Here is a 26,604-nt window from a genome sequence, read left to right as displayed (position 1 = left end):
CCTGATGCTGGCATTGGTGTCGCCGGCGCTGCTGGTGATCCTGGCTCTGATCGTGCTGCCGGTCGGCTGGCTCGTCTTGCAGTCGGTCTACCATGACGGCTTCACGCTGGAGAACTATCGCCGCGTCTTCACCGAGGACATCTACTGGCGCAGCTTCGCGCTGACCTTCGAGATCAGCCTTGCGGTCACGGGAATCGCGCTGCTACTCGGCTATCCCGTGGCCTATCTTGCCAACTCTGTCCCGAAAGGGTGGAGCATCCTCATCCTCTCGCTGGTCGTGCTGCCGTTCTGGACCAGCGTGCTGGTGCGTGCCTATGCGTGGCTCGCGCTGCTCCAGCGCACCGGCGTGATCAACCAGTTCCTGCGCTATCTCGACGTGATCTCCGAGCCGCTCGCGCTGGTGCACAACACCTTCGGCACGGTGGTTGCGACCGTGCACATCCTGCTGCCGTTCATGGTGCTGCCGCTCTATGCCACCATGCAGAAGATCCCCGGCGACCTGATGCAGGCCGGCGCCAGCCTGGGGGCGAGCCCGTCGCTCACTTTCGTCCGCGTCTTCCTGCCGCTGTCGCTGCCGGGCGTGCTCGCCGGCTGCACCATGGTGTTCGTGCTCTGCCTCGGCTTCTACATCACGCCGGAGCTGCTCGGCGGCGGCCGCACCGTGATGGTGTCGATGCTGGTGAGCCGCAATGTCGAGCTCTACAACCAGTTCGGGGCTGCGAGCGCCGTCGCGGTGGTGCTGCTCGTCAGCGTGCTCCTGATCTTCCTCATCGTCAGCCGCTTCATTTCGCTCGATCGCATATTGGGGCAGAAATGACGCGATTGTCCCCCGCACGGATGGCCCTCTACGTGATCAGCGCGCTGGTGCTGGTCTATCTGATCCTGCCCGTGCTCATCATCGCGCCGATCTCCTTCTCCAGCGCGCGCTTTCTGACCTTCCCGCCGCCGTCGTTCTCGCTGCGCTGGTACCAGCAATATTTCGCCAATCCCGCCTGGATGCAGGCGACGCGGGTGACGCTGACGGTCGCGCTGCTGACCGTTCTGATCGCGACGCCGCTCGGGGTTGCCGCCGCCTATGCCATCAGCCAGTCCAAGCTGCGCCTCATGCGCCTCATCCACATGATGCTGCTGCTGCCGCTGGTGGTGCCGATCATCATCACCGCGGTCGGCATCTTCTTCGTCTATGCCAAGGTCGGCCTGGTCGCGACCCTGCCGGGCCTCGTGCTCGCCAATGTGATGCTGGGCCTGCCATACGTCATCATTTCGGTGCTCGCGGGCTTGCAGAGCTTCGATCCGGCGCAGGAGATGGTGGCGCGCAGCCTCGGCATGAACCGCCTGCGCAGCTTCTTCGCGGTGACGCTGCCGCAGATCAAGTCCAGCGTGGTGGCCGGCGGCATCTTCGCCTTCATCTCGGCGATGGACGAGACCATCGTTGCGCTGTTCATTTCCGGCGGGCAGTACCAGCCGCTGACCAAGCGCATGTTCACCGCGCTCCGCGACGAGATCGACCCGACCATCGCCGCGATCTCGACGTTGATGACGGCGGCCTCCTTCATGCTGGTGCTGCTGGCGAGCACGCGAGGGAAGAGGAGCGGGTGATTCTTGTTCGTCGTCCTGGCGAAAGCCAGGACCCATTATCCCAGGGAGATGTTGCCGCACGAGCTGGTAACCCCGAGTTTTCGCCAAACTGCGTTCGGTGGTTATGGGTCCTGGCCTTCGCCAGGACGACACCGAATGTTTGGCGCTATTCTCGCCGCTTTATCCCTTCGCCCCCAGCCACGCCAAAATCATCTCCACGATCTGCGTCCGGCTCCTCGCCAGCATCCTGGGTTCGCTCAGGTCGCGGTCGAACAGGGCGCCGAAGGTGTGGCGGTTGGCGACGCGGAAGAAGCAGTAGGAGCTGATGGCCAGGTGCAGGTCGATGGCGTCGACGTCGTCGCGGAAGACGCCCTCAGTGCGGCCGCGCTCGAGGATGCCGTCGAGCGTCGCGATCACGCTGGCGTTGAGCTGGCGCAGTTGCAGGTTCTGCTTCAGGTGCTTGCCGTGGTGGATGTTCTCGATTGAGACGAGGCGGATGAAGTTCGGATTGCGCTCGTCGTGGTCGAAGGTCGCCTCGATCAGCCGGCGCAATCCCTCGCGCGCGTCGCAGCTTTCGATGTCGAGCTGATCCTCCAGCGCGCGGATGCTGCGATAGGCCTCCTCCAGCACCGCGAGGTAGAGCTGCTCCTTGCCGCCGAAATAATAGTAGATCATCCGCTTCGACGTGCGCGTGCGGGCCGCGATCGCATCGACGCGGGCGCCGGAATAGCCCTCCGAGGCGAATTCGGCCATCGCCACTTCGAGGATGTCGCGCTTGGTGCGCTCGGGGTCGTTGGTGCGCTTCGATGGGGGCGGCATGCGCTCGAGCATCACTGTTTCTCCCGCCAGTTTCCACGGATCACCTTGAAGGTGAAGGCAAATTTCACCCGTCCGTGCCTTGATCCAACGCGTATTGCATAAACGTACTAGTTCGTACATTATCCCTCCAAACCACGGTTGCGGCAACCAGAACCACAAAACGCGCGCGCGGCGGACCGCCTGACGCGAGCCGCACCGGACACATGGGGAGGACTTGCAATGACGTTGACGTCAACCGCATCGCTGCACGCGTCATCCGCAGCGGAGGCAACACCGGGCAAGCTGCCGAAGCGCGCCGCGCTGGTCAGCTTCGTCGGCAGCATGCTCGAATACTACGACTTCTTCATCTACGGCACCGCGGCCGCGCTGATCTTTCCAAAAGTGTTCTTCGCCAATGTCGATCCCTCGACCGGGACACTGCTCGCGCTCCTCAGCTTCGGCATCGGCTACATCGCGCGGCCGGTCGGCGCCGTCATCCTTGGCCATTTCGGCGACCGCATTGGTCGCAAGACGGTGCTGCTGTTCACACTGGTACTGATGGGTGGCTCGACGCTTGCGATCGGCCTGTTGCCGGATGCCAACGCGATCGGCAATGCCGCGCCCGTCATCCTGACGCTGCTTCGCCTGTTACAGGGCCTCTCGGCCGCCGGCGAGCAGAGCGGGGCGAACTCGCTGACGCTGGAGCATTCGGCCAACTCCAACCGCGCCTTCTTCACGAGCTGGACCCTGAGCGGCACCCAGGCCGGTGCGATCCTGGCGACGCTGGTATTCATTCCGGTATCGAGCCTGCCGGAGGACCAGCTTCTGAACTGGGGCTGGCGCGTTCCGTTCCTGCTTTCCGCTCTGGTGCTGCTGGTCGCCTACCTGGTGCGGCGGACCATGCCGGAAACGCCCGTGTTCGAAGACATCAAGGACAAGGCGCAGGTTGCGCGCTTCCCCGTCGTCGCCCTACTGCGCGACTACTGGCCCGACGTGCTGCGCGTCATCGTCTGCGCGCTGATCGCGACCGTGAGCACGATGACCGCCGTGTTCGCGCTCGGCTATGCCACCAGCAAGTTCGGCGTGGCGCGCCCGACCATGCTGTGGGCCGGCGTGCTCGGCAACGTCACGGCGCTGCTCACCCAGCCGCTCTGGGCCCTGCTCGCCGACAAGATCGGCCGCAAGCCGGTGTTCATCGGCGGCGTGCTCGGCTGCGCGGTGCTGCTGTTCCCGTACTTCATGCTGGTGACGTCAGGCAACACGATCGCGATCTTCGCCGCCGCGATGATCCTGTCCGGCATCGTCTACGCCGCGCCGAACGCGATCTGGCCGTCGTTCTACGCCGAGATGTTCGAGGCGCGCGTGCGCTATTCCGGCACCGCGATCGGCACGCAGCTCGGCTTTCTCGTCGCCGGCTTCACGCCGCTGGTGAGCGCGAGCCTGGTCGGGGAGGGGCCGAACGGCTGGGTCCCCGTCGCGATCTTCGTCGCCTGCTGCTGCGTGATCTCGGCAGCCGCTGCGGCGACGGCGCGCGAAACCCACACCGTCGACATCGCCGATCTCGGCAAGCGGCGCGCTTGAGTGAAGACGAGGCACGCATGCTGACCAGCGCAGTTCAGACCACGAGTGGCCCCGTCGTCGGCACCACGCAGGCCGGTATGCGTGCCTTCAAGGGCGTGCCGTTCGCAACCGCGCCGCGCTTTGCCAAGGCAATGCCGCCGAAAGCGTGGACGGAGCCGCTCCGCTGCACGGGCTACGGCGCTTACGCGCCGCAGCCGGGCCATCTCGATCATGCGGACGAGGCTGCCTGTCTCAGCCTGAACATCTGGACGCCGGCAGAGGCCGATCGGCCGCTGCCGGTGCTGGTCTTCATCCATGGCGGCGCCTTCGTCACCGGCGGCGGCGCCGACTATGACGGCGCATTCCTCGCCGCGCACGGTCCGGCGGTGATCGTCACCATCAACTACCGGCTCGGCCCGCTCGGATTCCTGCAATTGCATCGCCTTGGGCTCGGCGAGGCCAACAACCTCGCGATCTCGGATTCGCTCGCCGCCCTCGACTGGGTGCGCGCCAATATCGCGGATTTCGGCGGCGATCCTGACGCGATCACGCTGTCCGGCCAGTCGGCCGGCGCCTCGATGGTGATCGCGCTCGCAACCCTGCCGCAGGCCAGAGGCAAGTTCATTCGCGCCCTCGCGCTCAGCGCGCCCGGGCGGAACATCATGAGCGCCGATCATGCCGACGACGTTGCACGCCGCGTGCTTGCCGAGCTCGAATTAGCGTACGACCCAACCGCGATTGCCTCTTTGCCACTGCCAAAGCTCTTCGCGGCGGTGGAGCGCGTCAGTCGCGGGCTTGCGGACGAGACCGAACAAGGCACCGTGTTCGGCCCGGTGCTCGACGGAATCGTGATTCCGCGCGAGCCGCGGGACGTCTTCGCCGAAGGAACCTTGCGCGACATTCCGCTCTGGCTCGGCTCCTGCCGCGACGAGATGGTGATGTTCCTGAAGAGCACGCCGCCGGCCGCGATGATCCGCACCACCGAACGACAAGTGCGCGCCGCAGTCGGCGATGCCGGCTGGCAACGTCTGCTGGCGTATTACCGCGCCACAGCGCGCGTCGACGAGGATCCGTACGAGGCGCTGCTGTCCGACGCGTTCTGGCATCGCCCCATGGCAGATCTTGCGCGGCTTCATGCCGCGGCTGGCGGCGCGGTGTGGCTGAGCCGGTTCGACCATCGCCCGGCGCTGGAGCCGTTCCTGTCGCAGGGGCCGACCCACGGTGCCGACAATGCCTGCCTCTGGGCGCACCCGCCGGATTTCATCGACCGCCCGATCCTGAAGCGCAAGGGCGGGCCGATGACGCCCGAGGATATCGAGGTCGCCGCGCGGTTTCAGGCAAGCGTGCTGCGCTTCGTCACATCCGGCGCGCCCGACATCGCGGAAGCCTGGCCGCGGTTCGAGCCGGCCAAGGAGCCGCTCGCAATCTTCGGCCAGCCGTTCCACATTGTGCCTCTCAATGAAGGCGTGCGCTCCCGCCTGTGGGCGGAGCTGTCGGCCCAACGCGGCGCGCCGCAGGCTCCGGCCGCGCGAGCGAAGATCGGTTGATCGCAGCACCTTGGTCATGTAAGCGTTCGTCCAGCGCCGATTTGATCCTCAGCTTGCGGGCGCTTCTAAAAATGCAGCTAAAGAGACCCGCTATCCCTGCATCGTCCCGCATTGGGTGAATCGTCGGCCATCTCGAATGGAGAGGCCAAGTGAAATTTGCTGCCATCGCGGATGTGCACGGAAATCGTCCGGCGCTCGAAGCCGTCCTTGCGGACATTGCTGCGCTCGGCATCAACGAGGTCGTGAACCTGGGCGACCATGTTAGCGGTCCGCTCGAAGCGGCCCGAACGGCTGACCTGCTGATGGAGCGAGGCTTTCCGTCCATCAAGGGCGATCAGGACCGCATTCTCGTGGAGCTGTGGCAGGCCGGCACATCGGCGCGCAGCGATTTCCGAGAGCTCGAACGCAAGCATTTCGAGTGGATGGCAAGCATGCCGTCCACGCTCATGTATAGGGGGCGGGCGTTCCTGTGCCATGGATCGCCAGGGAATGATGCTGCGTTCTGGCTCGACCACATCGCGGGCGACGGCTGCCCGCGTCCGAGCCGGATTGATTCTATTGAGGCCGGCGCCGAGGGGATCGACGCCGAGATCATCCTGTGCGCACACACGCACATTCCGCGCGTGGTGCGTCTGAAGGATGGCCGGCTGGTCGTCAATCCCGGCAGCGTTGGATTGCCCGGTTACGACGGGAAGATGCCCGTTCCCTACGTGGTCGAGGTCGGCACCCCTCATGCGTGTTACGCAATTCTGGAGCATGCCAACAGAGGCTGGTCCGCGACGCTCCGCTACGTGGCCTACGACACCACGGCCATGGCAGCATTGGCGCGGGCCAGGGGAATGCTCACCTGGGCGAGCGCGATTGCAACGGGCTGGGTGCAGCGGGATCACCTGTAATCTGCTTCACACGCGAATGCGCCGAGTAACGCTAGATGAAGTGAGGCCTCGCTTCCGCGCGGCCCGCTTCGGAGCTGGCGATGATTGCTGCACTGGCAAGAGCAATATCCCGCGCGACGGGAACCAATGTCGATGTCGAGACTCTGAAAGTCGTCGTCATCTTCTCGGGAGCGGGCCTGCTGCTCTCACTCGTTGCTGCAATGATCTACGGACAGGCTGTCAACGCCGCCTTATTTTAGGCTCGTGCGCGTTCATCGCGCGCCTCGCCGCCTGTCCCGGCTGGTTCAGCGCAGGAACGGCACAGGATGGGCCGCGCGATGGAAGAAGTTGATCAGGGTGTTGATGTCGAACACCGGCAGACCCGACACCTCGGCGACGTCCCGCGAGAATGGGCACATGTTGGTGCACTCGAACAGGATCGCGCCGGGATTTTTGCAGGACGCCATGAAGGCTTCCGTCATCTCGATCATCTCGGCGCGCAGCACGTCAGTGTCCAGCTCTTCGCGGCCGAGAATGTAGGTTGCGGGAAACTGCGCATCGGGCTTCATGCCCTGGATTTGAACGAGAATGTCGTCCGGCGACCAGCCGACGCCGCGGAAGTGCCCTTCGTTCATGTGGTGGCCGCGTTCGGTGAAGATGCCGATGACCTTGCCGGGCGGCAGCATGGCGTGGATCAGCGGCGCCTGGATCAGGCTCGAGGTGAAGACCGGGATGTTCACGGCAGCCGCGAGCTGCTTCTGGAACGGCGCGAGGAAGCCGCAACTCGTCGTTATCGCTTTGACGCCGTCGGCTTCCAATTCGCGGGCCGCGGCGATGAACGGCTCGAGCAGGGTCGGATCGGGCTGGTCGCCCATGATCCTTGTGGCGTGCGCGCCGCGCACGATCTTGTAGCGCACCGGGAAGTCGTAGGAGAGCGCGTTGCCGATGTCGCCGCGCGGGCGCGGGAAGCGGGTATCGAGCATCAGAATGCCGATCGTCTCGCCGTAATTCGTGAAGCCGCCGCGGAGTTTCATGGTTCGTCCCACCGATTCGGGATGGTCGTGGCCGGCAGTCTAATGCGTTTCGTGAAACCGGCTGAGGAGGGACTTCCGCCGTTCGCTGCGCGGCTGGCGGATCATCTCCTCTGGCGTACCGATCCCGGCCATGACGCCATCATTCATGAAGCCGACGCGGGCTCCGGTACGGCTTGAGCACCGCGAATCCCCAGACATACATCGCGGATTGGCGCTCAGAACTGCACTTCGCCGGGAATGTCGTCCGCGCCGAGACCTACGGCTTCAAAACCCTTCAACATCCATTCGCGGGTCTGGCCCAGCGAGCGGTTGTAGTCGGCCCAGGCGCTGAGGAAGTCCTTGTAGCGCCGGTCGCTTTCGGCGCGGATGCCCATGTTGGTCGGCAGCGTGAGCAGCGGACGTGGCACCGCGAGCTCACCGAGCGTCGGGTTCTTCTTCAAGGTCGCGACCGAAAGCACCGCCAGCGAAATGTTGCAGTCCGCGCGTCCGGTTGCGACGGCGAGGATCGCCTCGTTGCGCTCCTTGAAGCCGAGGATCGTCGCCTTCGGGCAATAGCGGCGCGCGATCGTCTCGTGGGTCGAGCCGATGTCGACGGCGATCTTGACCTCGGGCTTGTTCAGCTCGGCCCAGGTTTGCGGCTTGGCAAAACCCTTCTTGGTGATGACGGTGAAGGAGTGCACCAGGATGGGCGTGGAAAAGTCGATGACCAGCGAGCGCTCCGGTGTCGGGTTCACGGCGAAGGCAAGGTCGATCTTCTCGGCCTGGAGATCCAGGATCTGGTTGCCCCAGGTCGATTCCAGCGTCTCGACCTTGGCACCGAGCTTGCCGGCGATGTCGTTCGCCATGTCGATGCAGGCGCCCGACCATTGATTGGTGGTGAGGTCCTTGTGGAAGTAAGGATCCTGGCCGGCGATGACGGCGATCCGCAGCACGCCGCTCTTCTTGATCCGTTCGAGCGTCGAGCCCGGCGCGGTGTCGGCCTTGGCCGAACCGGTTGCGGCGATCGCGGCTCCGGCGAGGGCGACAGTGGTGAGTGCATCCCTGCGATTCATGGCAGTCTCCTGGGCAGTCGCTTCTGGACATTCGAACCCGGCGTCTGGACTATTTCTGTATTCAGATTAAAATGCAATACGGTATTTTAAACTGGACAGGAAAGACAGGCCCGTGCGCGCTCTCTTCGTCGATGCCAATGACACCCTTGCCGCGGTGACCGAGAAACTGCTGCGCGGGGACAGCCTTCCGGTCGGCATCAACCGCAACCCCGCGATCACTCCCGACGACCTGCCACGCCTTCTTGACGGTGTTGAGATCATGATCGTCGACCATACCGCGGTGCCGACGGCGATTGCCGCGAAATGTCCTGCCCTGAAGCACGTCGTCTTCCTCGGCACCGGCGCGCGCAGCTACATGAATCCGGAGGAGCTGGGCCAGCGCGGCATCTCGGTTCACACCATCAAGGGCTATGGCGACACCGCCGTCGCCGAATGCGCGATCGCCCTGATGTGGGCCTCTGCAAAGAGCTTCGGAGAGATGGATCGCGGCATGCGCGAGGGCAATTGGCTGCGTCGCGATGCGCTGCAGCTCACCGGCAAGACGCTCGGCCTGATCGGCTTCGGCGGCATCGCGGCGGAAGCCGCGCGCATGGCGCTTGGCTGCGGCATGAAGGTGATCGCCTGGAACAGATCGCCGAAGACGCATCCGGGCGTCGAATTCGTCCCGCTGGACAAGCTCCTCGCGGACAGCCACGTCGTCTCGCTGCATCTGCTCCTCAACGACGAGACCAAGGGTTTCCTGTCGCGCGAGCGCATCGGGATGATGCGCCCAGGCAGCATCCTGATCAACACCGCGCGCGGCGCCGTGGTCGACGAGGAGGCGATGTGCGATGCGCTGCGCTCGGGCCACATCGCCCATGCCGGCCTCGACGTCTTCACCGTCGAGCCGCTGCCTCCAGGCCATCCGCTGACCAAACTGCCGAACGTGACGCTATCGGCGCATTCGGCGTTCCGCACGCCGGAGGCGAGCGACAACCTGATCGGCGCGGCGCTCGATCATTGCCGCCGCATCATCGCGAATGGGCGGTAGTGCAAACAGCAGGGGCGGGCATGACGCCTGCGCAGGGAGCGGGAAGCCTTTCGATCTTGCGCCTCCTGTTGGCCTGTCCTACGCCACCCGCGAACGACATTTTCGCGAGGCGCCCGAGCGCGTCGCCAAAGCCTGCAGGGAGCTGTCATGACCATTCGTAACACCCGCACCGGGGGCCAGATCCTGATCGATCAGCTCGTCGCCCAAGGCGTCGAGCGCGTCACCTGCGTGCCGGGCGAGAGCTATCTTGCGGCGCTGGACGCGCTGCACGACAGCCCGATCGACGTCATGATCTGCCGCGCCGAAGGCGGCGCCGCGATGATGGCGGAGGCCTATGGCAAGCTCACGGGGCGTCCGGGGGTCTGCTTCGTCACCCGCGGCCCCGGCGCGACCAATGCCAGCCACGGCGTCCACATCGCGATGCAGGATTCGACACCGATGATCCTGTTCGTCGGCCAAGTCGATACCGGCATGCGCGAACGCGAGGCGTTCCAGGAGCTCGACTACAAGGCCGTGTTCGGCACCATGGCGAAATGGGCGGTCGAGATCGATCGCCCCGACCGCATTCCGGAACTGGTCGCGCGCGCCTTCCGCGTCGCGATGCAGGGCCGTCCGGGCCCCGTGGTGATCTCGCTGCCGGAGAACATGCTGACCGAGACCGCCGCCGTCGCCGATGCCATGCGCATCGAGCCGGCGGTGAGCTGGCCCGCGCCCGCGGACCTTGAGCGTGTCAGCGCCATGCTCGCGAGCGCCAAGGCGCCGCTTGTCATTCTCGGCGGCTCGCGCTGGACCGATGAGGCGACCAGGAGCATCGCGCGCTTTGCCGAGCGGTTCGACCTGCCGGTGGCGACCTCGTTCCGCCGGGCCTCGCTGATCGACGCCGACCATTCGCATTATGCCGGCGATCTCGGCATCGGGCCGAGCCCGGGCCTGAAGGCGCGCATCGACGGCGCCGATGTCGTTCTGCTCATCGGCGGCCGCATGTCGGAGATGCCGTCCTCGTCCTACACGCTGCTCGACATTCCGACCCCGCAGCAGAAGCTGATCCACGTTCATCCGGGCTCCGAGGAGCTTGGCCGCGTCTATCAGCCGGCGCTCGCGATCCAGGCGACGCCCGCTGCGTTCGCCGCGGCGGTCGAGACGTTGAAGCCCTCCGGGGCGGTTGGCTGGAAGGGCGAGGCCGCCAAGGCACATGCCGATTACCTCGCCTGGACCGAGAAGGCGCGCGAGCTGCCGGGCACGTTCCAGTACGGCCAGGTCATGACCTGGCTGCGCGACCGGCTGCCGAAGGACGCGATCGTCTGCAACGGCGCCGGCAATTATGCCGGCTGGATCCATCGCCATCACCGCTTCCACAGTTTTGCCTCCCAGCTCGCCCCGACCTCGGGCTCGATGGGGTACGGCGTGCCGGCGGCGGTGCTGGCAAAGCGCCAATATCCGGATCGCACCGTCGTTGCCTTTGCCGGCGACGGCTGCTTCCTGATGAACGGCCAGGAGTTTGCGACCGCCGTACAGTACGACGCGCCGCTCGTTGTCATCGTCGTCGACAATTCGCAATACGGCACCATCCGCATGCACCAGGAGCGCGACTATCCCGGCCGCGTCGTCGGCACTCAGCTCAAGAACCCGGACTTTGCGATGTACGCCAAGGCGTTCGGCGGTCACGGCGAGCGCGTCGAGCGCACCGAGGAGTTCGCGCCGGCGTTCGAGCGCGCGCTGGCTTCGGGCAAGCCGTCGATCCTCCACTGCATCATCGATCCGCGCGCGATCTCGGTCGGCAAGGATTTTGTGCCGTCGGTGAAGGCGTAAACGATGCCCGAAGGCCGCCATGTCGCCATCATCGGAGCCGGCGCGGTCGGCGTGATCAGCGCCATCGAGGCGCTGCGCGAGGGCCATCGCGTCACGCTGATCGACCCCGGCGAGCCCGGTGGCGAACAGGCGGCGAGCTACGGCAACGCCGGCTGGCTCTCCTCGCATTCGGTGATTCCGCCGGCCGAACCTGGCATCTGGAAGAAGGTGCCGTTCTATCTGATGGACCCGCTCGGCCCGCTCGCGATCCGCTGGTCGTATTTGCCGAAGGCACTGCCCTGGCTGATCAAGTACCTGCTCTCGGGCTGGACCGAGGCGCGCGTGGAAAAGACCGCCTTCGCGCTCCGCGATCTCCTGAAGGACGCGCCGCTGCTGCACCGGAAGCTCGCGGAAGAAGCCGGTGTCCCCGAATTGGTCGAGCGCAACGGCGTGATGCATGTCTTCCCGTCGCGCGGCAACTTTGACCACGATCTCGGCTGGCGGCTGCGCAAGCGTGTCGGGGTCGAGTGGCTGGAGCTCAATGCCGACGAGATGCGTCAGCGCGAGCCGGACCTGCATCCGCGCTACAGCTTTGGCGTGGTGGTGGAAGAAGCCGGCCGCTGCCGCGATCCCGGCGCTTACGTTGCAGCACTGGCCAATCACGCGCTGGCCAGCGGCGCCAAGCTCGTGCGCGCCAAGGCGACGGGGCTGAAGCTTTCCGGCAACAAGCTCGTCGCTGTCGTCACCGAGACTGGTGAGATTGCTTGCGATGCTGCGGTGGTCGCCGCCGGCGCCAGATCGAAGCAGCTCACCGCGTCCGTGGGCGATTCATTGCCGCTCGAGACCGAGCGCGGCTATCACGTCATGATCGAGAACCCGGAATCCGGTCCGCGCAGCTCGATGATGGCGTCCGACGCGAAAATGGTCGTGAACTGGACCAACAAGGGCCTGCGCGCCGCCGGCACCGTCGAGATCGCCGGCCTCGAGGCCGCGCCGAACTGGAAGCGCGCCGAGATCTTGCGCGACCATCTCTTCAGCATGTTCCCGAAACTTCCGAGGGACATTCCGGCCTCGCGCATCAAGACCTGGTTCGGTCATCGTCCGAGCATGCCGGACGGACTGCCCTGCATCGGCCACGCGCGCGCCTCGCGCGACATCGTCTATGCCTTCGGCCATGGCCATGTCGGCCTGGTCGGCTCGGCCCGCACCGGGCGTCTCGTCGCCCAGCTTCTGAGCGGCAAGCAGCCCGAGATTCCGCTCGCGCCGTTTTCGCCCACTCGCTTCCTCTGAGGTCGCACCATGACCACTCCTGCCAACTCATCCTCCCGCATCGCCCGTGGCGGCAAGGCCATCTATGGCGCGCCGCTCGGTATCCTGATGCTGGAAGCGCGCTTTCCGCGCATTCCCGGCGACATGGGCAACGGCACGACCTGGCCGTTCCCCGTGCTCTATCGCGTGGTGAGCGGCGCCTCGCCGGAGAAGGTGGTGCTGAAGGGCGCGGCCGGCCTGCTGCCTGACTTCATCGACGCGGCCAAGGACCTGGTGCGGCTTGGTGCGGAGGCCATCACCACCAATTGCGGCTTCCTCTCGCTGTTCCAGAGGGAGATCGCGGCGGCCGTCGGCGTGCCGGTTGCGACCTCGTCGCTGATGCAGGTGCCGTGGGTGCAGGCGACCTTGCCGCCCGGCAAGCGCGTCGGCCTCGTCACGGTGTCGGGCTCGACGTTGACGCCGGCGCATCTCGAAGGTGCCGGCGTGCCGCTCGACACGCCGCTGGTCGGCACTGAGAACGGCAAGGAATTTTTCCGCGTCCTGATCAAGGCCGAGAAGGACGACATGGACGTCGGCTTGGCCGAGCGCGACGTGGTCGAGGCGGGCAAGCTGCTGGTCGCAAAGAACCCCGACGTCGGCGCAATCGTGCTCGAATGCACCAACATGCCGCCTTATGCGGCGGCGTTGCAGGCCGAGGTCGGGCTGCCGGTCTATGATATCTATTCCATGATCACCTGGTTTCATGCTGGACTGCGCCCGCGCGTCTTCGCCTGATTCCGGGTGTCGTAAAGCTCTGAACAAACGCTGCTACGCTGTCCTTTGCATTGCAATCGTCTTCACAGCCCCGGTATATTGGGCTGTGTTCGGGCATGAATGCAGCTTATGAAAAGCAACGTGGAACTGGCTTCCGATAGCATCGTCGATCGCGTCTATGAGCAGCTCAAGGCGATGGCCGTGAGCTACGAGTTCAAGCCGGGCGAACGGCTCAACGAAGGCGAGCTGGCAAAACGCCTCGGCGTCAGCCGCACGCCGCTGCGCGAGGCGCTCAACCGTCTCAACACCGAAGGTTTCCTGCGCTTCACGCCGGGCAAGGGCTTCTTCTGCCGCGAGCTCGACGCACACGAGATCTTCGATCTCTACGAGCTGCGCAAGTCGATCGAGGTCGCTTCGGTGCGTCTCGCCATCAAGCGCGCCAAGGACGAGGATATCGACGCGCTCCTGAAATTCCTCGAGGCGACCGGTCCCGATCCCGGCGAGCGCTCCTCGGTGGAGCTGGTCGAGCTGGATGAGACCTTTCACGAACGGCTGATGGCGATGTCGAACAACGCCGAGATGCTGCGCGTGCTGCGCAACGTCAACGCCCGCATCCGCTTCGTGCGCTGGATCGACATGGACCGCGTCAACCGCTCCAACACGCAAGCCGAGCACCGCGCCGTCGTCGAAGGGTTGAAGGCGCGCAATGAGGAGGCCTGCGTCTCCGTGCTGGAGAAGCACATCGACCGCCGCCTCGACCGCATCACGTCTGCGATCAAGGAAGGCTACGCGCAAATTTACATGCCGGCCGCGAGGTCGGCGGCGAATTGAGCAGCAAGCCTCGATGATGGTGCCCTCCCTTCTCCCCTTGTGGGAGAAGGTGGCGCGAAGCGCCGGATGAGGGGTATCTCTCCGGGAATTACAAACGCGCATGAGTGCGCGGAGACAAACCCCTCACCCAAGTGAGCTCGCGTCAACCTGCGGTGATGCCCTCTCCCACAGGGGGAGAGGGCGCAGCAATGCGCATCGCGCTCGTATTAGATTCATCCGAAAGAGCGTCAGCTATACAATCCGTCGATACCAGATCGTGCCAGACGGTCAGAGCTTTCGCGCGCGAACATCGCTAGCGTTCATCCGAGACTCACGGAGACAAGCGGTGCACAGCCCTCAACCGAATCCTGAAACGCGCAGCAGCGATGATTGGCCGTCCGAGCTCTATCGCGTCCTGAAGGCCGCCGACGTCAGGCAGATGTCATACGTCCCGGATGCCGGCCACAGCCAGCTCATCCGCATGTTCTCGGCCGACCGCGACGTCACCACCAACGTGCTGACGACGGAAGAGGAGGGCGTCGCGATTGCCGCCGGCGCCTGGCTCGGCGGCCAGCGCAGCGTGCTGCTGATGCAGTCGAGCGGGGTCGGCAATTGCATCAACATGCTGTCGCTCTCGGCGATCGGCCGCTTTCCGCTGCTGATGCTGGTGACGATGCGCGGCGAATGGGCCGAGTTCAATCCCTGGCAGGTGCCGATGAGCCGGGCCACGCAGCCCTCGCTGGAGGCGATCGGGCTGAAGGTGATGCGCGCGGAGACGCCGGAGGATCTGGTCGAGACGGTCGAATCGGCGGCATCGCTCGCCTACGATGCCGATCAGCAAATCGCAGTGCTGATCGGACAGCGCCTGATCGGCAAGAAGAAGTGGTGATGTCAATGCAAGCTCAACTCGATCGCCGTGCCGCCGTCGCTGCGCTTCTCAGGAACCGCAAGGACTCGCTGGTCGTCGCCGGTCTCGGCTCCCCGACCTATGATCTTCATTCCGTCGGCGACCACGATGGCAATTTTTATCTCTGGGGCGCGATGGGCGGCGCCGCGCTGATCGGGCTTGGACTGGCGCAGGCACAGCCCGGAAAGCGCGTTCTCGCTTTGACCGGCGACGGCGAGCAATTGATGGGCCTCGGCGGCCTCGCCACCATTGGCGTCGCGCGCCCGCGCAATCTCGACATCGTTGTGATCGACAACCAGCATTTCGGCGAGACCGGGATGCAGGCGAGCCACACCGGGCGCGGCGTCGATCTCACCGCGATTGCCATGGCCTGCGGCTTTGCCGCGACCGGAACCGCGCGGACAATCGCCGAGGTGGAACGTCTCGTGGCGCAGATCGCCTCCCCGGGCGAGGGGCCGCGACTCTTCGTCATCAAGGTTCTGGCAGAAAATCCGCCGCGCTCGCTGCCTTCACGCGATGCCGTCTTTATCAAGAACCGGTTCCGTGCTCATCTCGGATTTGCGGCGGCCTGAGCCGGGTATCTCACCCGGCGATAGCCTGCTGCCTAAGCAGCTACTCTGGAGTGAGACCATGAAACTATCCGGCAAGGTCGCCGCCATCACCGGCGCGGCACGCGGCATCGGCAAGGCCTGCGCGAAGAGGTTCCTCGACGACGGCGTCAAGGTCGTCATCTCGGACGTCGATGCCGAGGGACTTGCCGCGACGGCGGTTGAATTGGGACGGCCGGACGCCTTGCGCACCGTCGTCGGCAACGTCGCCAAGCGCGCCGACGTGGATCAGCTCGTGGCCACCGCCGTGAAGGAGTTCGGCCGGCTCGACATCATGGTCAACAACGCCGGCGTCGCCCGCAACCGGGACATCCTCGAGATCTCCGAAGAGGAATTCGACGAGATCATCGGCATCAATCTGAAAGGCGCGTTCTTCGGCGTGCAGGCGGCGGCGAAGCAGATGATCGCGCAGGGCGGCGGCGGGGTCATCATCAACATGTCCTCGGTGAACGCGCTGCTGGCGATCCCTGCGCTTGCGACCTACGCGATGTCGAAGGGCGGCATGAAGCAGCTGACCTCGGTCGCGGCTGTCGCGCTCGCCCCGCACAACATCCGTGTCGTCGCGGTCGGGCCGGGCACGATCCTGACCGACATGGTGGCCTCCGCGATCTACACGTCCGAGGATGCGCGCAAGACCGTGCTGTCGCGTACACCGATCGGCCGCGGCGGCGAGCCGAGCGAAGTGGCCTCTGTTGTTGCGTTCCTGGCGAGCGACGATGCGTCCTACATCACGGGGCAGACGATCTATCCCGATGGCGGCCGGTTGATCCTGAACTACACGGTGCCGGTGAAGGAGAAGTAGGGGGCGCGCGGCATCGCGAGCGGAGGACGAAGCAGTCGGCGAAGTCTTCGATGTCGTCCTGGCGAAAGCCAGAACCCATTACCCCGGAAAGATATTTGGCGAAAACTCGACGTTCGGTACGACGACCGACCGCGCTCGATAGATCACGCGGTATGGGTCCTGGCTTTCGCCAGGACGACTCGGAGAACTATCGCTCACTCCGCCGCGATCGTCATCCCGTAGCCAAGCCGCTTCGAAATCCCGCCGGCGCAGTCGCGCAAGGCATGCGCGATCGGGCTGTCCCAGCGGGCATCGAACGTGCCTTCCGGCCCCATCGCGGTGATGACCAGCGCGACATGGCCGGCGTGATCGAACACTGGTACCGAGAACGCATTGACGCCGGGCAGGGGATCGCCCAGCGCGCGGGCGAGGCCGTGCTTGCGGACCTCGGTGAGCATGTCGGCGACCTTCGCGCCTTTCACCGCCCGCTTCGGATTGTAACCGACGCCGTGACGGTCGAGGCCGCTTTCGAGCGCGGCATTGACGGTCTTCTCCGGCAGGAAGGCCGCAAAGGCGCGGCCGGTTGCGGTCTCCAGCAGCGCCATCACCGAGCCGGCCCGCATCACGATGTGCACGGGCTGACCCGGCTCTTCGAGCTGCACCACGGTCGGACCATGCGTGCCCCAGACGGCCAGCGAGACCGCATGGCCGATCTGGCTCGCAAGCGCCGCGATCTTTGGTCCGGCGATCCGCACGCCGGAGAGGCGGCGCAGGCTGATGAGGCCGAGCTCCAGCGCCAGCGCGCCGATCTCGTAGCGGCCGGTGGTCTCGTCCTGCTCGATCAGCCCGATGCGCGAGAAACTGGCGAGATAGGGATGCGCCTTGGCCGGCGTCATGCCGGCCTCGCGTGCGAGATCGCGCAGCATCATCGGCTCGCCGCTGCGGGCGAGGGCGCGGAGCAGTTCTCCGCCGACCTCGATCGACTGGATGCCGCGGCTTTCTCTCTTCATGCGCCTCCTGGCGTTCCGCTTACGCCGCGTTGCGCTTGGCGGCGCTGTCGGCAAGATGACGACCGGCAATGTAGCCGAAGGTCAGCGCCGGCCCAAGCGTGATGCCGGCGCCGGGATAATTGCCCCCCATGATGCTCGCCATGTCGTTGCCGGCGGCATAGAGGCCGGGGATGACCCGGCCTTCGGCGTCCAGCGCCCGCGCGTTCTCATCGGTGACGATGCCGGCATAGGTGCCGAGGTCGCCGATCACCATCTTGATGGCGTAGAACGGACCGTTCTCGATCGGCGCGACGCACGGATTGGGGCCGTGCAGCGCATCGCCCTGGTAGCGGTTGTAGGCCTTCGAGCCCTTGCCGAAGGCGGCGTCATGTCCCAGCGGCGCGGTCGTATTGAACTGCCTGACCGTCTCGGCGAAGGCCGTGGCGTCGATGCCGGCTTTCGCCGCAAGCGCCTCCAGCGTGTCGCCACGCATGAGATAGCCGGTACTGAGGTGATGACCCAGCGGCATCGGGAAGGGCGGCACGCAGCCGAGTCCGTACTTCCGCAGCGTCTTGTGATCGCAGACGAGGTACGCCGCGATCTCCTCGCCGGGCTTGGCCGCCTTGACCATGGCCTGGACGAAGTCGTGGTAGGAATTGCCTTCATTGGCAAACCGCCTGCCGTCGCGCATCACCGCGATCACGCCGGGCTTGGCGCGGTCGATGAAATGCGGCATCACGCCCTTCGAGCCGTCCTTGCGCGTGGTGAGCGACACCGGCACCCAGGCCGCGGCATTCGGCAGACGGTCCTCGACATGTCCGCCGGCGCTTTCCGCAAGGCGCAAGCCGTCGCCGGTGTTGCCGGTGGGACCCGGCGAAAAATGCTCGTTGCCGGTCGGCGCATGCGGAAACATCTTCTTGCGCCGCTCGACATCGTGCGGGAAGCCGCCGCAGGCGAGCACGACGCCCTGCCTTGCGCGAACACGCACCTCGCGTCCCTCGCGCGACACGATCGCGCCGGTGACAGCTCCGTTCTCGACCGTCAGCTCGCGCACCGGAGAAGACAGCCACATCGGAATCTTGAGATCGAGCGCGGATTTCGCCAGCCGTCCCGCCAGCGCATTGCCGTTGGTCAGCGTCATGCCGCGGCCGTAGCGCAGCACGTCCATCAGATGCCGCGACAGTCGCTTTGCGACATACACCGCCGAGGTCAGCGATTTCGTCACCCGCATGAAATGGATGATCTCCTTGCCGGAGCCCAGCATCATGCCGAATACGGTCAGCTCCGGCAGCGGCATGCCGAGCGTCCTGATCTGCTCGCCGAGCTCGCGGCCGTCGAACGGGCGCGTCACCATGGAGCGGCCGCCCTGCGCGCCGCCCGGTGCTTCGGCGTGATAGTCCGGGAACACCAGCGGCATGTCGAAGCGCAGGGCTGTCCTGGTGGTGAAGAAATCCACCGCCTCGGGGCCGGCGCTCAGGAATGCATCGATGCGCGCGCCATCGAAATTGTTGCCGGCCTCGTGTCGCAGGTATGTGCGGGCCTGCTCCGGCGTCTCCTCGATGCCATAGGCCTTCGCCAGCGAGGTGCCGGGGATCCAGAGCCAGCCTCCGGAGCGGGCAGTGGTGCCACCGAAACGCGGCTCCTTCTCGACGATCAGCACGTCGAGGCCGCGATAGCGCGCGGTGATCGCGGCCGACATGCCGGAGGCGCCCGATCCGGCCACGAGCACATCGCACTCGTAAGTCTCAGTTGCGCTATGCTCGTTGCCGGTCATGCGTGCCTCATTTCTTCAGCAGCGGACATTTGGACTCGGAGACCGGACGGAAGGCGTCCTCGCCCTTCACCGTCTTGATGATCTCCAGGTAATCCCAGGGTTCCCTAGATTGTTCGGGCGACTTCACCTTGGCCAGATACATGTCGCGGATGACGCGGCCGTCCTCGCGCAACTTGCCGCCATGGACGAAGATATCCTCGATCGGCAGCTCGCGCATCTTGGCCATCACCTTGGCGGGATCGTCGGTGCCGGCCGCCTTGATGCCTTTCAGGTAATGCAACACCGAGCCGTAGACGCCGGTGTGGATCATGGTCGGCATCACCTTGGTGCGCTCGTAGAACTTCTTCGACCAGGCGCGGGTGGCCTCGTCCATGTTCCAGTACGCGGCCGTGGTCATGTAGGTGCCCTGCGCGGCCTTGAGGCCGATCGCATGCACGTCGGTGTCGAACATCAAGAGGCCGACGAGCTTCTGGCCGCCCTGGACCAGGCCGAACTCGCCGGACTGCTTGATGGCGTTGTCGGTGTCCTGGCCGGCGTTGGCGAAGGCGACGACGTCGGATTTCGAGCTCTGTGCCTGGAGGGCGAAGGAGGAGAAGTCCGCGGTGTTGGTCGGGTGCTTCACGCCACCAAGCACCTTGCCGCCCATCTCGTTGATGAAGCGCGTGGCGTCCTTCTCGAGCTGCTGGCCGAAGGCATAGTCCGCGGTGATGAAGTACCAGGATTTTCCGCCCTCCTTGATCACGGCGGAGGCGGTCACCTTCGACAGGGCGTAGGTGTCGTAGGTGAAATGCACGGTGTTCGGGCTGCACAGCTCGTCGGTCAGCGAGCTCGCGCCGGGGCCCGAGAGCAGGGCGATCTTGTTGCGCTCGCGCACCATGTTGTGCACGGCGATCGCGATGCCGGAATTGGGGATGTCGACGACGGCGTCGACCTTGCCGTTGTCGAACCAGCCGCGCACGATCTGGACGCCGACGTCGGTCTTCATCTGATGGTCGGCGCTGATGATCTCGATCGGCTTGCCGAGCACGGTGGGGCCGAATTCCTCGACCGCCATTTTCGCGGCTTCGACCGACCCCGGCCCGCTGTTGTCGCGGCCCCAGCTTGACAGGTCCGTCAGCACGCCGATCCGCACGGCGTCGTCGGAGACCTGCGCGGTCGCGGTTGACGTCATGGCAGCCGAAGTCATGGCCGCGAGCATGGCGCAGGCCAAAAACCCTCTCATCGTCGTTCCCTCTCTTTTTGTGGGCCGCTTGGCGCGGCCGATTATCATGGCGACAAGTTAGATATTAGCGAATGAATTTGTCAATGGCGAATAAAAGCCCGGAAGGTTCCTCCGTGCTGGCGGACGACGGGAAGCGCAACTGCTTCAACACCCGTCATTGCGAGCGCAGCGAAGCAATCCAGACTCTTTCCGTGGAGGCAGTCTGGATTGCTTCGTCGCATCAGCGCAAAATTGCCACGCAATTTTGTCGCGAGCTCCTCGCAATGACGGCGTTGATGCAGTTGTGCGCCACCATTCCCGCTGTGGTCATCGCAGCAGCAACACCCCCGCAGGTTGCAACCGCCACCGCGATTGGCCATGATGCCGTCGGGAATCTTTGGGGCATGGAATGACGGCAGCAACGGGGGTCTCCGGCGCGGCGGAGCGATCGACGACGGCGCATGTGGTGTGGGCGAGCGCGCTCGGCACCGCGATCGAGTGGTACGACTTCCTGATCTACGGCACGGCGGCGGCGCTGGTGCTGAACAAGCTGTTTTTTCCGAGCTTCGATCCCTTTGTCGGCACGCTGGTGGCATTCTCGACCTATGCGGTCGGCTTCGTGGCGCGGCCGATCGGTGGCGCGATCATCGGGCATTATGGCGATCGGCTCGGCCGCAAGACAATGCTGGTCGCGACCATGATCGCGATGGGGCTCGGCACCTTCCTGATCGGCTGCCTGCCGACCTACAGCCAGATCGGCGTGTGGGCGCCGATCCTGCTCATCGTCCTGCGCTTCGTCCAGGGCATCGGGCTCGGCGGCGAATGGAGCGGCGCGGTCGTCATGGTGATCGAGCATGCCGGCAATCGCCGCGGCTTCTACGGCAGCCTGGTGCAGATCGGCTTTCCTGTCGGCGTTGCCGCATCCACCGGCATCTTCGCCCTGATGACGAAGCTGCCTGAGGCCGACTTCCTGAGCTGGGGCTGGCGCGTGCCGTTCCTGATCAGCATTGTGCTCGTCGGTGTCGGTTTCGTCGTGCGGCTGAAGCTTGCGGAGACGCCCCACTTCAAGGAGGTGGTCGAGCGCAAGGAGGTGCTGGCGCAGCCGGTCTGGGAAGTGCTGCGCCGCGACTGGCGCAGCTTCCTGCTGGCGATCGGCATCACGGTCTCGGAAGTCGGGCTCGCCTACCTCCTCACCGTCTTCACCGTGGTCTACGCCACGACAAAGCTCGGCCTGCCGCGCCAGGTTATCCTGGATGCGGTGGTCTATGCGGCGATCGTCGAATTCGCCACATTGCCGCTTGCAGGCTGGTTGTCCGATATCTTCGGCCGCAAGGCGCTGTATCTCGCCGGCGGCGTGTTCTCGGTGGCGCTGGCGTTTCCGCTGTTCTGGTTCCTCGACACCAGGGACCCGGCGTTGATCACGCTCGCGCTCGTCGTCACGATGACGCTGACGCATGCGCTGCTGTTCGGGCCGAAGGCCGCGTTCATGCCGGAACTGTTCCGCACCCAGGTGCGCTACAGCGGCGCATCGCTTGGTGCCAACGTCGCGGCCGCGCTCAGCGGCGGCTTCTCGCCGTTGATCGCAACCGCGCTGCTCGCATGGGCCGGCTCCTATTGGGCGGTGTCGGTCTACATCATCGCGCTGTCGATCATCACGATCGTCGCGACGCTGATGGCGCCGGAGACGGCGCGCGACGCGCTCAAATCGTGAGCGCCGTCATCGGCAGGCGGAGTTCGCGGCGCCCGGAATGGCGAGGAAGGTGATGGTCTGGGGTGCAAGGTGCACTGCGCCGGCCGCGGTCGCGCGCCCGGCGAGGTGCGGCAGCCCATCTTCGTCGGTCAGGGCCAGCGTGTTGCCGTTCAGTTGCACGGTTGTGCCTTCCAGCCTAGCGGCCTGGAAGGTGTAGCGCTCGGCGGGCAGCGGCAACACGATCGTGCGCGCTGTGCTGCGCGAGATATTGATCGCGAGCACGGTCACGGCGCCGCGCTTCGACGGATGACAGTGCGCGTAGACATGGAGGCCGGGTGCCATCGCGGCGCCTGCGTCGAGCACCGTCGTACCCATCAACCGACGCCAGAGCAGCGCGCCCCAATAATTCGGCCGCGGGCGGAACGTCTTCTCGTCCAGCAGTCCGTAATCGCTCGCGGCCAGCGTGTTGTGCATCACCACTTGAGCGCCAGCCCTGGCCATCCGTCCGAGCTGATCGAGATAGCGGAACGTATCGAGGAAAGTCTTGTCCCAGCGGTTGCCGCCGCAGGCGGCGTCCGCGGTTTCCGTCAGCCAGATCGCCTTGTCCGGCGCCAATTCGTCGCGCAGCGACTTGTAGGTCGCCAGCGCGGCATCGGTGCGGGCGAGCCACGCTTCGGACAGCGCGCGTGCCGGCTCATCGCGGCCGCCGCAGCGCGGCGAGATCGTGTTGTAGTGATGATAGGAGAAGCGATCGACACCGGCGCCCGAGGCGGCGAGCAGGTCGCGCGTGCGGAGGCCGGACGCGCCGGCGGAAGTTGAGTCACCGACCGAGCCTGGTCCGACGATCAGCGTCTGCGGCGCGGCGCGCAGCATCCACTCGCGAAAGATCCCGACATCGCGGACATAAGCCTTCGCATCGTATCCGGGCGGCGCACCGTTGGTCGCCGCGAGCGTCGGCTCGTTCATGAATTCGGCGGCGGCGATGTGGCCGCCCAGCGAGCGCGTATAGTCGATCAGGCGTTGCGCCTGATCCGGCCTCCAAAGGCCATCCGCATCGCGGCTGCCTGGGCTGATGGCAAAGGAGGTGACGATCTCTGCATCGACCGCGCGCGCAAAGTCGACGACGCCGCGCCACTGCGCGCGGCTTAGCACCGCGTTGAACCCCGGTGGCGGCGCGGCTGGCGCACTCTCGGTGTCGACGAAGAACGTCGCATTGGCCCAGGTGCCGCTCACGCGCAGATAAGCCGGCGACAACGCCGCCGCGAGCTTGCGCAGACGCGTGTTGCCGAGATCGATTGGAGGTCTGTAACTGTAGCGATCCTTGTCGGCCCACGCGCGCATCGCTTGCGGATAAGGCTTCCAGAACCGCCCGCCGGTCACCTCCACCATCTCGATGTTGTAGGACTGAAAGCGGGGATCGATGGTACCGATCGCTTGCAGCCCCGCAGGCGCGATCGCCACGGCGGCGGCGTGCGCTGCGCACGATGTTCCGGCCGCGAGCAGCGCAAGCCCTGTCGCCCGTGCTGCGTCAAGAAGTCCGCCGCGTGGCATTCGCCGTCTTGTATGCACGTCCTGACGCCTTACTTATGCGTGCTGCCAAAAGCAAATGCAGCCGCCCGAACCATTAGCCCCGCTACGTTCGAAGCGGCGCAGCCCTGGGCAAAGTTCTGGCCATAGCTGGCGTTGCGCGAGCAGAGCCTGGCGCATGTCAAGGCGTGAGTAGCCATGCGAGCATCTACGCGGCAGATTCTATATTCACCAGGACTTCTCCGGCGATGATTTCGGGATCCCCGAGATCAAGGTCATGCATGCTTGCTTGAACGAACTCCATCACCTTGTCGTTCGCCGCATTGGCGCATTCGCGGTCCTCAAATATCATCACGGCGACACCAACGCCTTCGCCCCCATCCAGCACATAGTAAGACTTGAAGCCGCGCGACTCCCTCAGGATCTGACCGACGCCGCTTTTGGCGCGGCGGGCAGCATCCGCGACCGAACGAACCTTGGTGTATTTTCGAATGAGTATGTACATCAGGCCACCCTTGCGTCTCGGTTCCTCCCCCACGCATCAAAGCATACCGGGCCGCTGCCGGACTAGGGCCTACTTATGGAATGGCCCAAAAGTGGAGGTCAACGCAGGCGCTGACAATGTCCGTCCTGCCGCATGACGGGTTGGATGCGGTTGAAGTTGGCTCATCAATAAGACGATGTCTCGTCGCGCCCGTCCAGCGTTGCTGGCATATTGAATATCGTCTAAGCAGACGGATCGGCGCGCATGAACGCCGACCTGCGAAGCAAAAAGGGAGCACAAAAGATGAAAAAGACCACGCGCCGGGATCTGCTCGCAACATCCGCCGCAGCCACCGCAGCTTCCATCGCGGAGGTTGCGCCCGCCGCAGCGCAGGCCGGACCGAAGCCGATCTTCCCGGTGCCGATGGTCGCGATCCCGATCGTCGGCGAGACCCAGGTGTTCCAGGTCCGCCGCATCTACTGCATCGGGCGCAACTATGCGGCGCATGCGATCGAGCGCGGCTCGGATCCGAACCGCGAGCCGCCGTTCTTCTTCCAGAAGCCGACGGACGCGATCCAGAACGTCGCGGTCGGCGAGGTCGCCGACCATCCCTATCCGTCGCTGACCAAGAATTATCATCACGAGGTCGAGCTGGTTGCCGCGCTGAAATCCGGCGGCACCAATATCCCGGCCGAAAAGGCGCTCGACCACGTCTATGGCTACGCGCTCGGTCTCGACATGACCCGGCGCGATCTCCAGAACGGCATGGCCGCGGAGAAGAAGCCGTGGGAAATCGGCAAGAGCTTTGACCACGCCGCGGTGCTCGGTCCGATCCACCCCGCGAGCAAGACCGGCCATTTCGAGAAGGGCGCGATCTCGCTCGCAATCAACGGCACCGTGAAGCAGAGCTCGGATCTCAGCAAGATGATCTGGAGCGTCGCCGAGCAGATCGCAAAGCTCTCGGAAGCGTTCGAGCTGAAGGCCGGCGACATCATCTATTCCGGCACGCCGGAGAATGTCGGCCCGGTGGTGAAGGGCGACGTGCTGCTGTGCAAGCTCGAGGGACTGCCGGACATGTCGATCAAGATCGTCTGATCGTCTTCGCCTCTCCCCGCGTGCGGGGGGAGGCCGGATTGCACCTTCAGATGCAATCCGCGTCGCGCGCTCGACGCTAACGGGTTTACCAGCGACAAGGTCGCGCCGTAGTTGCGCCGCGCGACCTCCGCTGGAATCGCGGTTTGAAGGCGAGGCCTCTGAATTGCCGGAGTTCCATCGGCGATTGCCCCGTGTTTGGCAACGAACAAACGTTCTGCAGCCATATTTCAGTAAGAAGTGATCTCCCGTGAGGGAGGCGCTCCGATGAACAAAGCTTTGATCACTGCCGTCGTGCTGCTGGCTGGCGTGCCTGCAAGCGCCGCCGCGCAAGAGCGCGCCGGTGCTGCAGCAATCGGAGCCGTATCAGGCGCTGTGGTGCTGGGGCCGATCGGTGCCGTCGCGGGCGCGGTGGTGGGCTATACCGCCGGACCTGCAATCGCCCGGTCCTGGGGCGCGAGAGATTCACGTTCGGCGAGACATCGGCAGCCGCCGCGCCGCGAGACGTATCGCGCAGCTGCAACCGGAGCTCCGCCGCGCGCACGTGAGGCGATGAATGCCAACGGCCAAATCAGGGCTGCCGGCAATCCGCCGGCCCAAGCCGCGCCTGCGGAGCAGCCTGTTGAAGCTGCACCGGCTGCGCCGGTACAGACTTTGGCGCCGCCGATTCAGGGATTCGAATGAAGCTTCGGCGTTAGGCCGCGGTGGTCTTCGGCCGCAGCCGGTCGACCGTGCGCGCGATCAGCGCCGCCACCTCGGCCACCTTCGGTCCAATCCGGAACTCCGGCCCCGCGACGACGACGGAGAGCCTGCGGTCGCCGATCGGCAGTGGAATCGCAGCGCCCGCGAGGTCGCGGCTGTAGTCGCCAAAGCTCTGGCAATAGCCGCGCTCGATCGAGTTGCGCAGTTCGGCTTCCACCGCCTCGATGCTGATCGGCGTCGACGGACCGTACTGCTTGAACTCGATCTTGCGATAGACGGAGTCGCGCTCCTCCTGCGAATATTGCAGCAGCAGCGCGCGGCCGCTCGCGGTCGCGTGGATCGGCACGCGGTGGCCGATGGTCGCGAAATAGCGGATCGCCGCCTTGGACTCGACGACGTCGATGAACACCGCCATCACGCCCGCGGGCGCCACGATCGACGCAGTCTCGCCGGTCTCGGCCGAGAGATCGGCAACCAGCGTATGCGTCCATGGCGGCAGCGGCTCGACCTCCGAGATCATCCGCGCCATGGCGAGCCAGCGCGGTGTCGGATAGAAGCCGGCGCGCGGCCGCGGCTCGTACAGATAGCCCTTCTCCGAGAGCGTCGCGAGCAGGTTGAAGGTCGACGAGCGCGGCCAGCCGAAATGATCGGCGATCTCCGCAAGCGTCGCCGGCTTCCTCGTATGGGCGAAGAATTCCATGATCTCCAGGACGTTTGCGGCTTGGCGAACGATCATGATCCGGTCCCGTCTGTCG

General features: G+C 65.2%; 27 protein-coding genes and 1 riboswitch. Of the genes, 18 read left to right on the top strand and 9 right to left on the bottom strand.

Annotated elements, in window-relative coordinates; all coding sequences use genetic code 11:
• Window positions 1–4 precede the first annotated feature (4 nt).
• Together WN73_RS03530 and WN73_RS03525 are read left to right on the top strand one after the other, a co-directional pair.
• On the top strand, window positions 5–817 hold the full coding sequence (locus tag WN73_RS03530) for an ABC transporter permease (protein ID WP_271551626.1): 813 nt from the start codon (window positions 5–7) through the stop codon (window positions 815–817).
• Window positions 814–1,599: an ABC transporter permease gene (locus WN73_RS03525; protein ID WP_271551445.1), complete on the top strand. Its 786-nt coding sequence runs from the start codon at window positions 814–816 to the stop codon at window positions 1,597–1,599. Before WN73_RS03530 ends, WN73_RS03525 begins: the two co-directional genes overlap by 4 nt.
• 159 nt (window positions 1,600–1,758) lie before the next feature.
• Here WN73_RS03525 and WN73_RS03520 read toward each other — a convergent pair whose 3' ends face one another.
• Entirely contained in the window at window positions 1,759–2,409 is a 651-nt protein-coding gene (locus WN73_RS03520) for a TetR/AcrR family transcriptional regulator (protein WP_028174499.1), read from the bottom strand.
• A 207-nt stretch (window positions 2,410–2,616) separates the two neighbouring features.
• Between WN73_RS03520 and WN73_RS03515 the strand changes: the two genes are divergently transcribed.
• The 4 genes from WN73_RS03515 (at window position 2,617) to WN73_RS03500 (ending at window position 6,618) form a co-directional block, all read left to right on the top strand.
• Complete coding sequence (locus WN73_RS03515; protein WP_060908735.1) at window positions 2,617–3,957, top strand: MFS transporter; 1,341 nt, start codon at window positions 2,617–2,619, stop codon at window positions 3,955–3,957.
• Between the two features lie 17 nt (window positions 3,958–3,974).
• Window positions 3,975–5,483, top strand: coding sequence for a carboxylesterase/lipase family protein (locus WN73_RS03510; RefSeq protein ID WP_060908734.1), 1,509 nt, complete (start codon window positions 3,975–3,977; stop codon window positions 5,481–5,483).
• Between the two features lie 23 nt (window positions 5,484–5,506).
• Window positions 5,507–5,585: riboswitch (SAM riboswitch) on the top strand.
• Between the two features lie 47 nt (window positions 5,586–5,632).
• A complete protein-coding gene (locus WN73_RS03505) occupies window positions 5,633–6,379 on the top strand; it encodes a metallophosphoesterase family protein (RefSeq protein WP_011089558.1) in 747 nt (248 codons plus the stop codon).
• Between the two features lie 80 nt (window positions 6,380–6,459).
• On the top strand, window positions 6,460–6,618 hold the full coding sequence (locus WN73_RS03500) for a hypothetical protein (protein WP_165448172.1): 159 nt from the start codon (window positions 6,460–6,462) through the stop codon (window positions 6,616–6,618).
• A gap of 45 nt (window positions 6,619–6,663) precedes the next feature.
• On the opposite strand, the gene WN73_RS03495 is transcribed toward WN73_RS03500, so the two are convergent.
• On the bottom strand, window positions 6,664–7,392 hold the full coding sequence (locus tag WN73_RS03495; protein WP_038965675.1) for an aspartate/glutamate racemase family protein: 729 nt from the start codon (window positions 7,390–7,392) through the stop codon (window positions 6,664–6,666).
• 215 nt (window positions 7,393–7,607) lie between these two features.
• Window positions 7,608–8,444: a transporter substrate-binding domain-containing protein gene (locus tag WN73_RS03490; RefSeq protein WP_011089555.1), complete on the bottom strand. Its 837-nt coding sequence runs from the start codon at window positions 8,442–8,444 to the stop codon at window positions 7,608–7,610.
• Window positions 8,445–8,556: 112 nt separating this feature from the next.
• Here WN73_RS03490 and WN73_RS03485 point away from each other — a divergent pair, with 112 nt between their 5' ends.
• The 8 genes from WN73_RS03485 to WN73_RS03450 all read left to right on the top strand — a co-directional run bounded on the left by WN73_RS03485 (window position 8,557) and on the right by WN73_RS03450 (window position 16,411).
• Entirely contained in the window at window positions 8,557–9,474 is a 918-nt protein-coding gene (locus WN73_RS03485) for an NAD(P)-dependent oxidoreductase (RefSeq protein ID WP_271551437.1), read from the top strand.
• A 147-nt stretch (window positions 9,475–9,621) separates the two neighbouring features.
• Window positions 9,622–11,283 (top strand): thiamine pyrophosphate-binding protein, encoded by a 1,662-nt coding sequence (locus WN73_RS03480; RefSeq protein ID WP_271551435.1) that lies wholly within the window; start codon window positions 9,622–9,624, stop codon window positions 11,281–11,283.
• A gap of 3 nt (window positions 11,284–11,286) precedes the next feature.
• Window positions 11,287–12,552 carry an NAD(P)/FAD-dependent oxidoreductase gene (locus WN73_RS03475; protein WP_271551433.1) on the top strand — a complete coding sequence of 422 codons (1,266 nt, stop codon included), beginning with the start codon at window positions 11,287–11,289 and terminating at the stop codon, window positions 12,550–12,552.
• Window positions 12,553–12,561: 9 nt separating this feature from the next.
• Window positions 12,562–13,305: an aspartate/glutamate racemase family protein gene (locus WN73_RS03470; protein WP_271551431.1), complete on the top strand. Its 744-nt coding sequence runs from the start codon at window positions 12,562–12,564 to the stop codon at window positions 13,303–13,305.
• A gap of 120 nt (window positions 13,306–13,425) precedes the next feature.
• Entirely contained in the window at window positions 13,426–14,115 is a 690-nt protein-coding gene (locus WN73_RS03465) for a GntR family transcriptional regulator (RefSeq protein ID WP_231166568.1), read from the top strand.
• A gap of 325 nt (window positions 14,116–14,440) precedes the next feature.
• Window positions 14,441–14,983, top strand: coding sequence for a thiamine pyrophosphate-binding protein (locus WN73_RS03460; protein WP_271551428.1), 543 nt, complete (start codon window positions 14,441–14,443; stop codon window positions 14,981–14,983).
• Window positions 14,983–15,573, top strand: coding sequence for a thiamine pyrophosphate-dependent enzyme (locus tag WN73_RS03455; protein ID WP_271551426.1), 591 nt, complete (start codon window positions 14,983–14,985; stop codon window positions 15,571–15,573). Before WN73_RS03460 ends, WN73_RS03455 begins: the two co-directional genes overlap by 1 nt.
• 58 nt (window positions 15,574–15,631) lie before the next feature.
• Window positions 15,632–16,411: an SDR family NAD(P)-dependent oxidoreductase gene (locus WN73_RS03450; RefSeq protein WP_110117206.1), complete on the top strand. Its 780-nt coding sequence runs from the start codon at window positions 15,632–15,634 to the stop codon at window positions 16,409–16,411.
• A gap of 194 nt (window positions 16,412–16,605) precedes the next feature.
• Here the strand turns inward: WN73_RS03450 and WN73_RS03445 are convergent, their stop codons facing one another.
• From WN73_RS03445 to WN73_RS03435, 3 genes are read right to left on the bottom strand one after another with little or no spacing between them, the layout of a single operon-like run.
• A complete protein-coding gene (locus tag WN73_RS03445; RefSeq protein ID WP_110117205.1) occupies window positions 16,606–17,400 on the bottom strand; it encodes an IclR family transcriptional regulator in 795 nt (264 codons plus the stop codon).
• Between the two features lie 19 nt (window positions 17,401–17,419).
• Window positions 17,420–19,153, bottom strand: coding sequence for an FAD-dependent oxidoreductase (locus tag WN73_RS03440; RefSeq protein WP_110117204.1), 1,734 nt, complete (start codon window positions 19,151–19,153; stop codon window positions 17,420–17,422).
• 7 nt (window positions 19,154–19,160) lie between these two features.
• The gene (locus tag WN73_RS03435; protein WP_110117203.1) at window positions 19,161–20,375 is read right to left on the bottom strand and encodes an ABC transporter substrate-binding protein; all 1,215 of its coding nucleotides are present in this window, start codon (window positions 20,373–20,375) and stop codon (window positions 19,161–19,163) included.
• A gap of 71 nt (window positions 20,376–20,446) precedes the next feature.
• On the opposite strand from WN73_RS03435, the gene WN73_RS03430 reads away from it, so the two are divergent.
• Together WN73_RS03430 and WN73_RS03425 are read left to right on the top strand one after the other, a co-directional pair.
• Entirely contained in the window at window positions 20,447–20,767 is a 321-nt protein-coding gene (locus WN73_RS03430; protein ID WP_271551424.1) for a hypothetical protein, read from the top strand.
• Window positions 20,764–22,065: an MFS transporter gene (locus WN73_RS03425; protein ID WP_110117201.1), complete on the top strand. Its 1,302-nt coding sequence runs from the start codon at window positions 20,764–20,766 to the stop codon at window positions 22,063–22,065. Before WN73_RS03430 ends, WN73_RS03425 begins: the two co-directional genes overlap by 4 nt.
• A gap of 6 nt (window positions 22,066–22,071) precedes the next feature.
• Here the strand turns inward: WN73_RS03425 and WN73_RS03420 are convergent, their stop codons facing one another.
• On the bottom strand, window positions 22,072–23,595 hold the full coding sequence (locus tag WN73_RS03420; protein WP_271551423.1) for a hypothetical protein: 1,524 nt from the start codon (window positions 23,593–23,595) through the stop codon (window positions 22,072–22,074).
• A 184-nt stretch (window positions 23,596–23,779) separates the two neighbouring features.
• Window positions 23,780–24,076 carry a hypothetical protein gene (locus WN73_RS03415; RefSeq protein WP_038965684.1) on the bottom strand — a complete coding sequence of 99 codons (297 nt, stop codon included), beginning with the start codon at window positions 24,074–24,076 and terminating at the stop codon, window positions 23,780–23,782.
• 282 nt (window positions 24,077–24,358) lie between these two features.
• Here WN73_RS03415 and WN73_RS03410 point away from each other — a divergent pair, with 282 nt between their 5' ends.
• Both WN73_RS03410 and WN73_RS03405 read left to right on the top strand, forming a co-directional pair.
• Entirely contained in the window at window positions 24,359–25,150 is a 792-nt protein-coding gene (locus WN73_RS03410) for a fumarylacetoacetate hydrolase family protein (protein ID WP_162603772.1), read from the top strand.
• Between the two features lie 264 nt (window positions 25,151–25,414).
• Window positions 25,415–25,831 carry a hypothetical protein gene (locus tag WN73_RS03405; RefSeq protein WP_038965678.1) on the top strand — a complete coding sequence of 139 codons (417 nt, stop codon included), beginning with the start codon at window positions 25,415–25,417 and terminating at the stop codon, window positions 25,829–25,831.
• Between the two features lie 10 nt (window positions 25,832–25,841).
• Here the strand turns inward: WN73_RS03405 and WN73_RS03400 are convergent, their stop codons facing one another.
• Window positions 25,842–26,585: an IclR family transcriptional regulator gene (locus tag WN73_RS03400; RefSeq protein ID WP_011089537.1), complete on the bottom strand. Its 744-nt coding sequence runs from the start codon at window positions 26,583–26,585 to the stop codon at window positions 25,842–25,844.
• Between the last annotated feature and the right edge of the window lie 19 nt (window positions 26,586–26,604).

The sequence above is a fragment of the Bradyrhizobium sp. CCBAU 45394 genome (assembly GCF_028128655.1).
Lineage (GTDB): Bacteria > Pseudomonadota > Alphaproteobacteria > Rhizobiales > Xanthobacteraceae > Bradyrhizobium > Bradyrhizobium diazoefficiens.
Note: the sequence above shows the minus strand (reverse complement) of the source record. Positions and strands in the feature narration are given on the sequence as shown.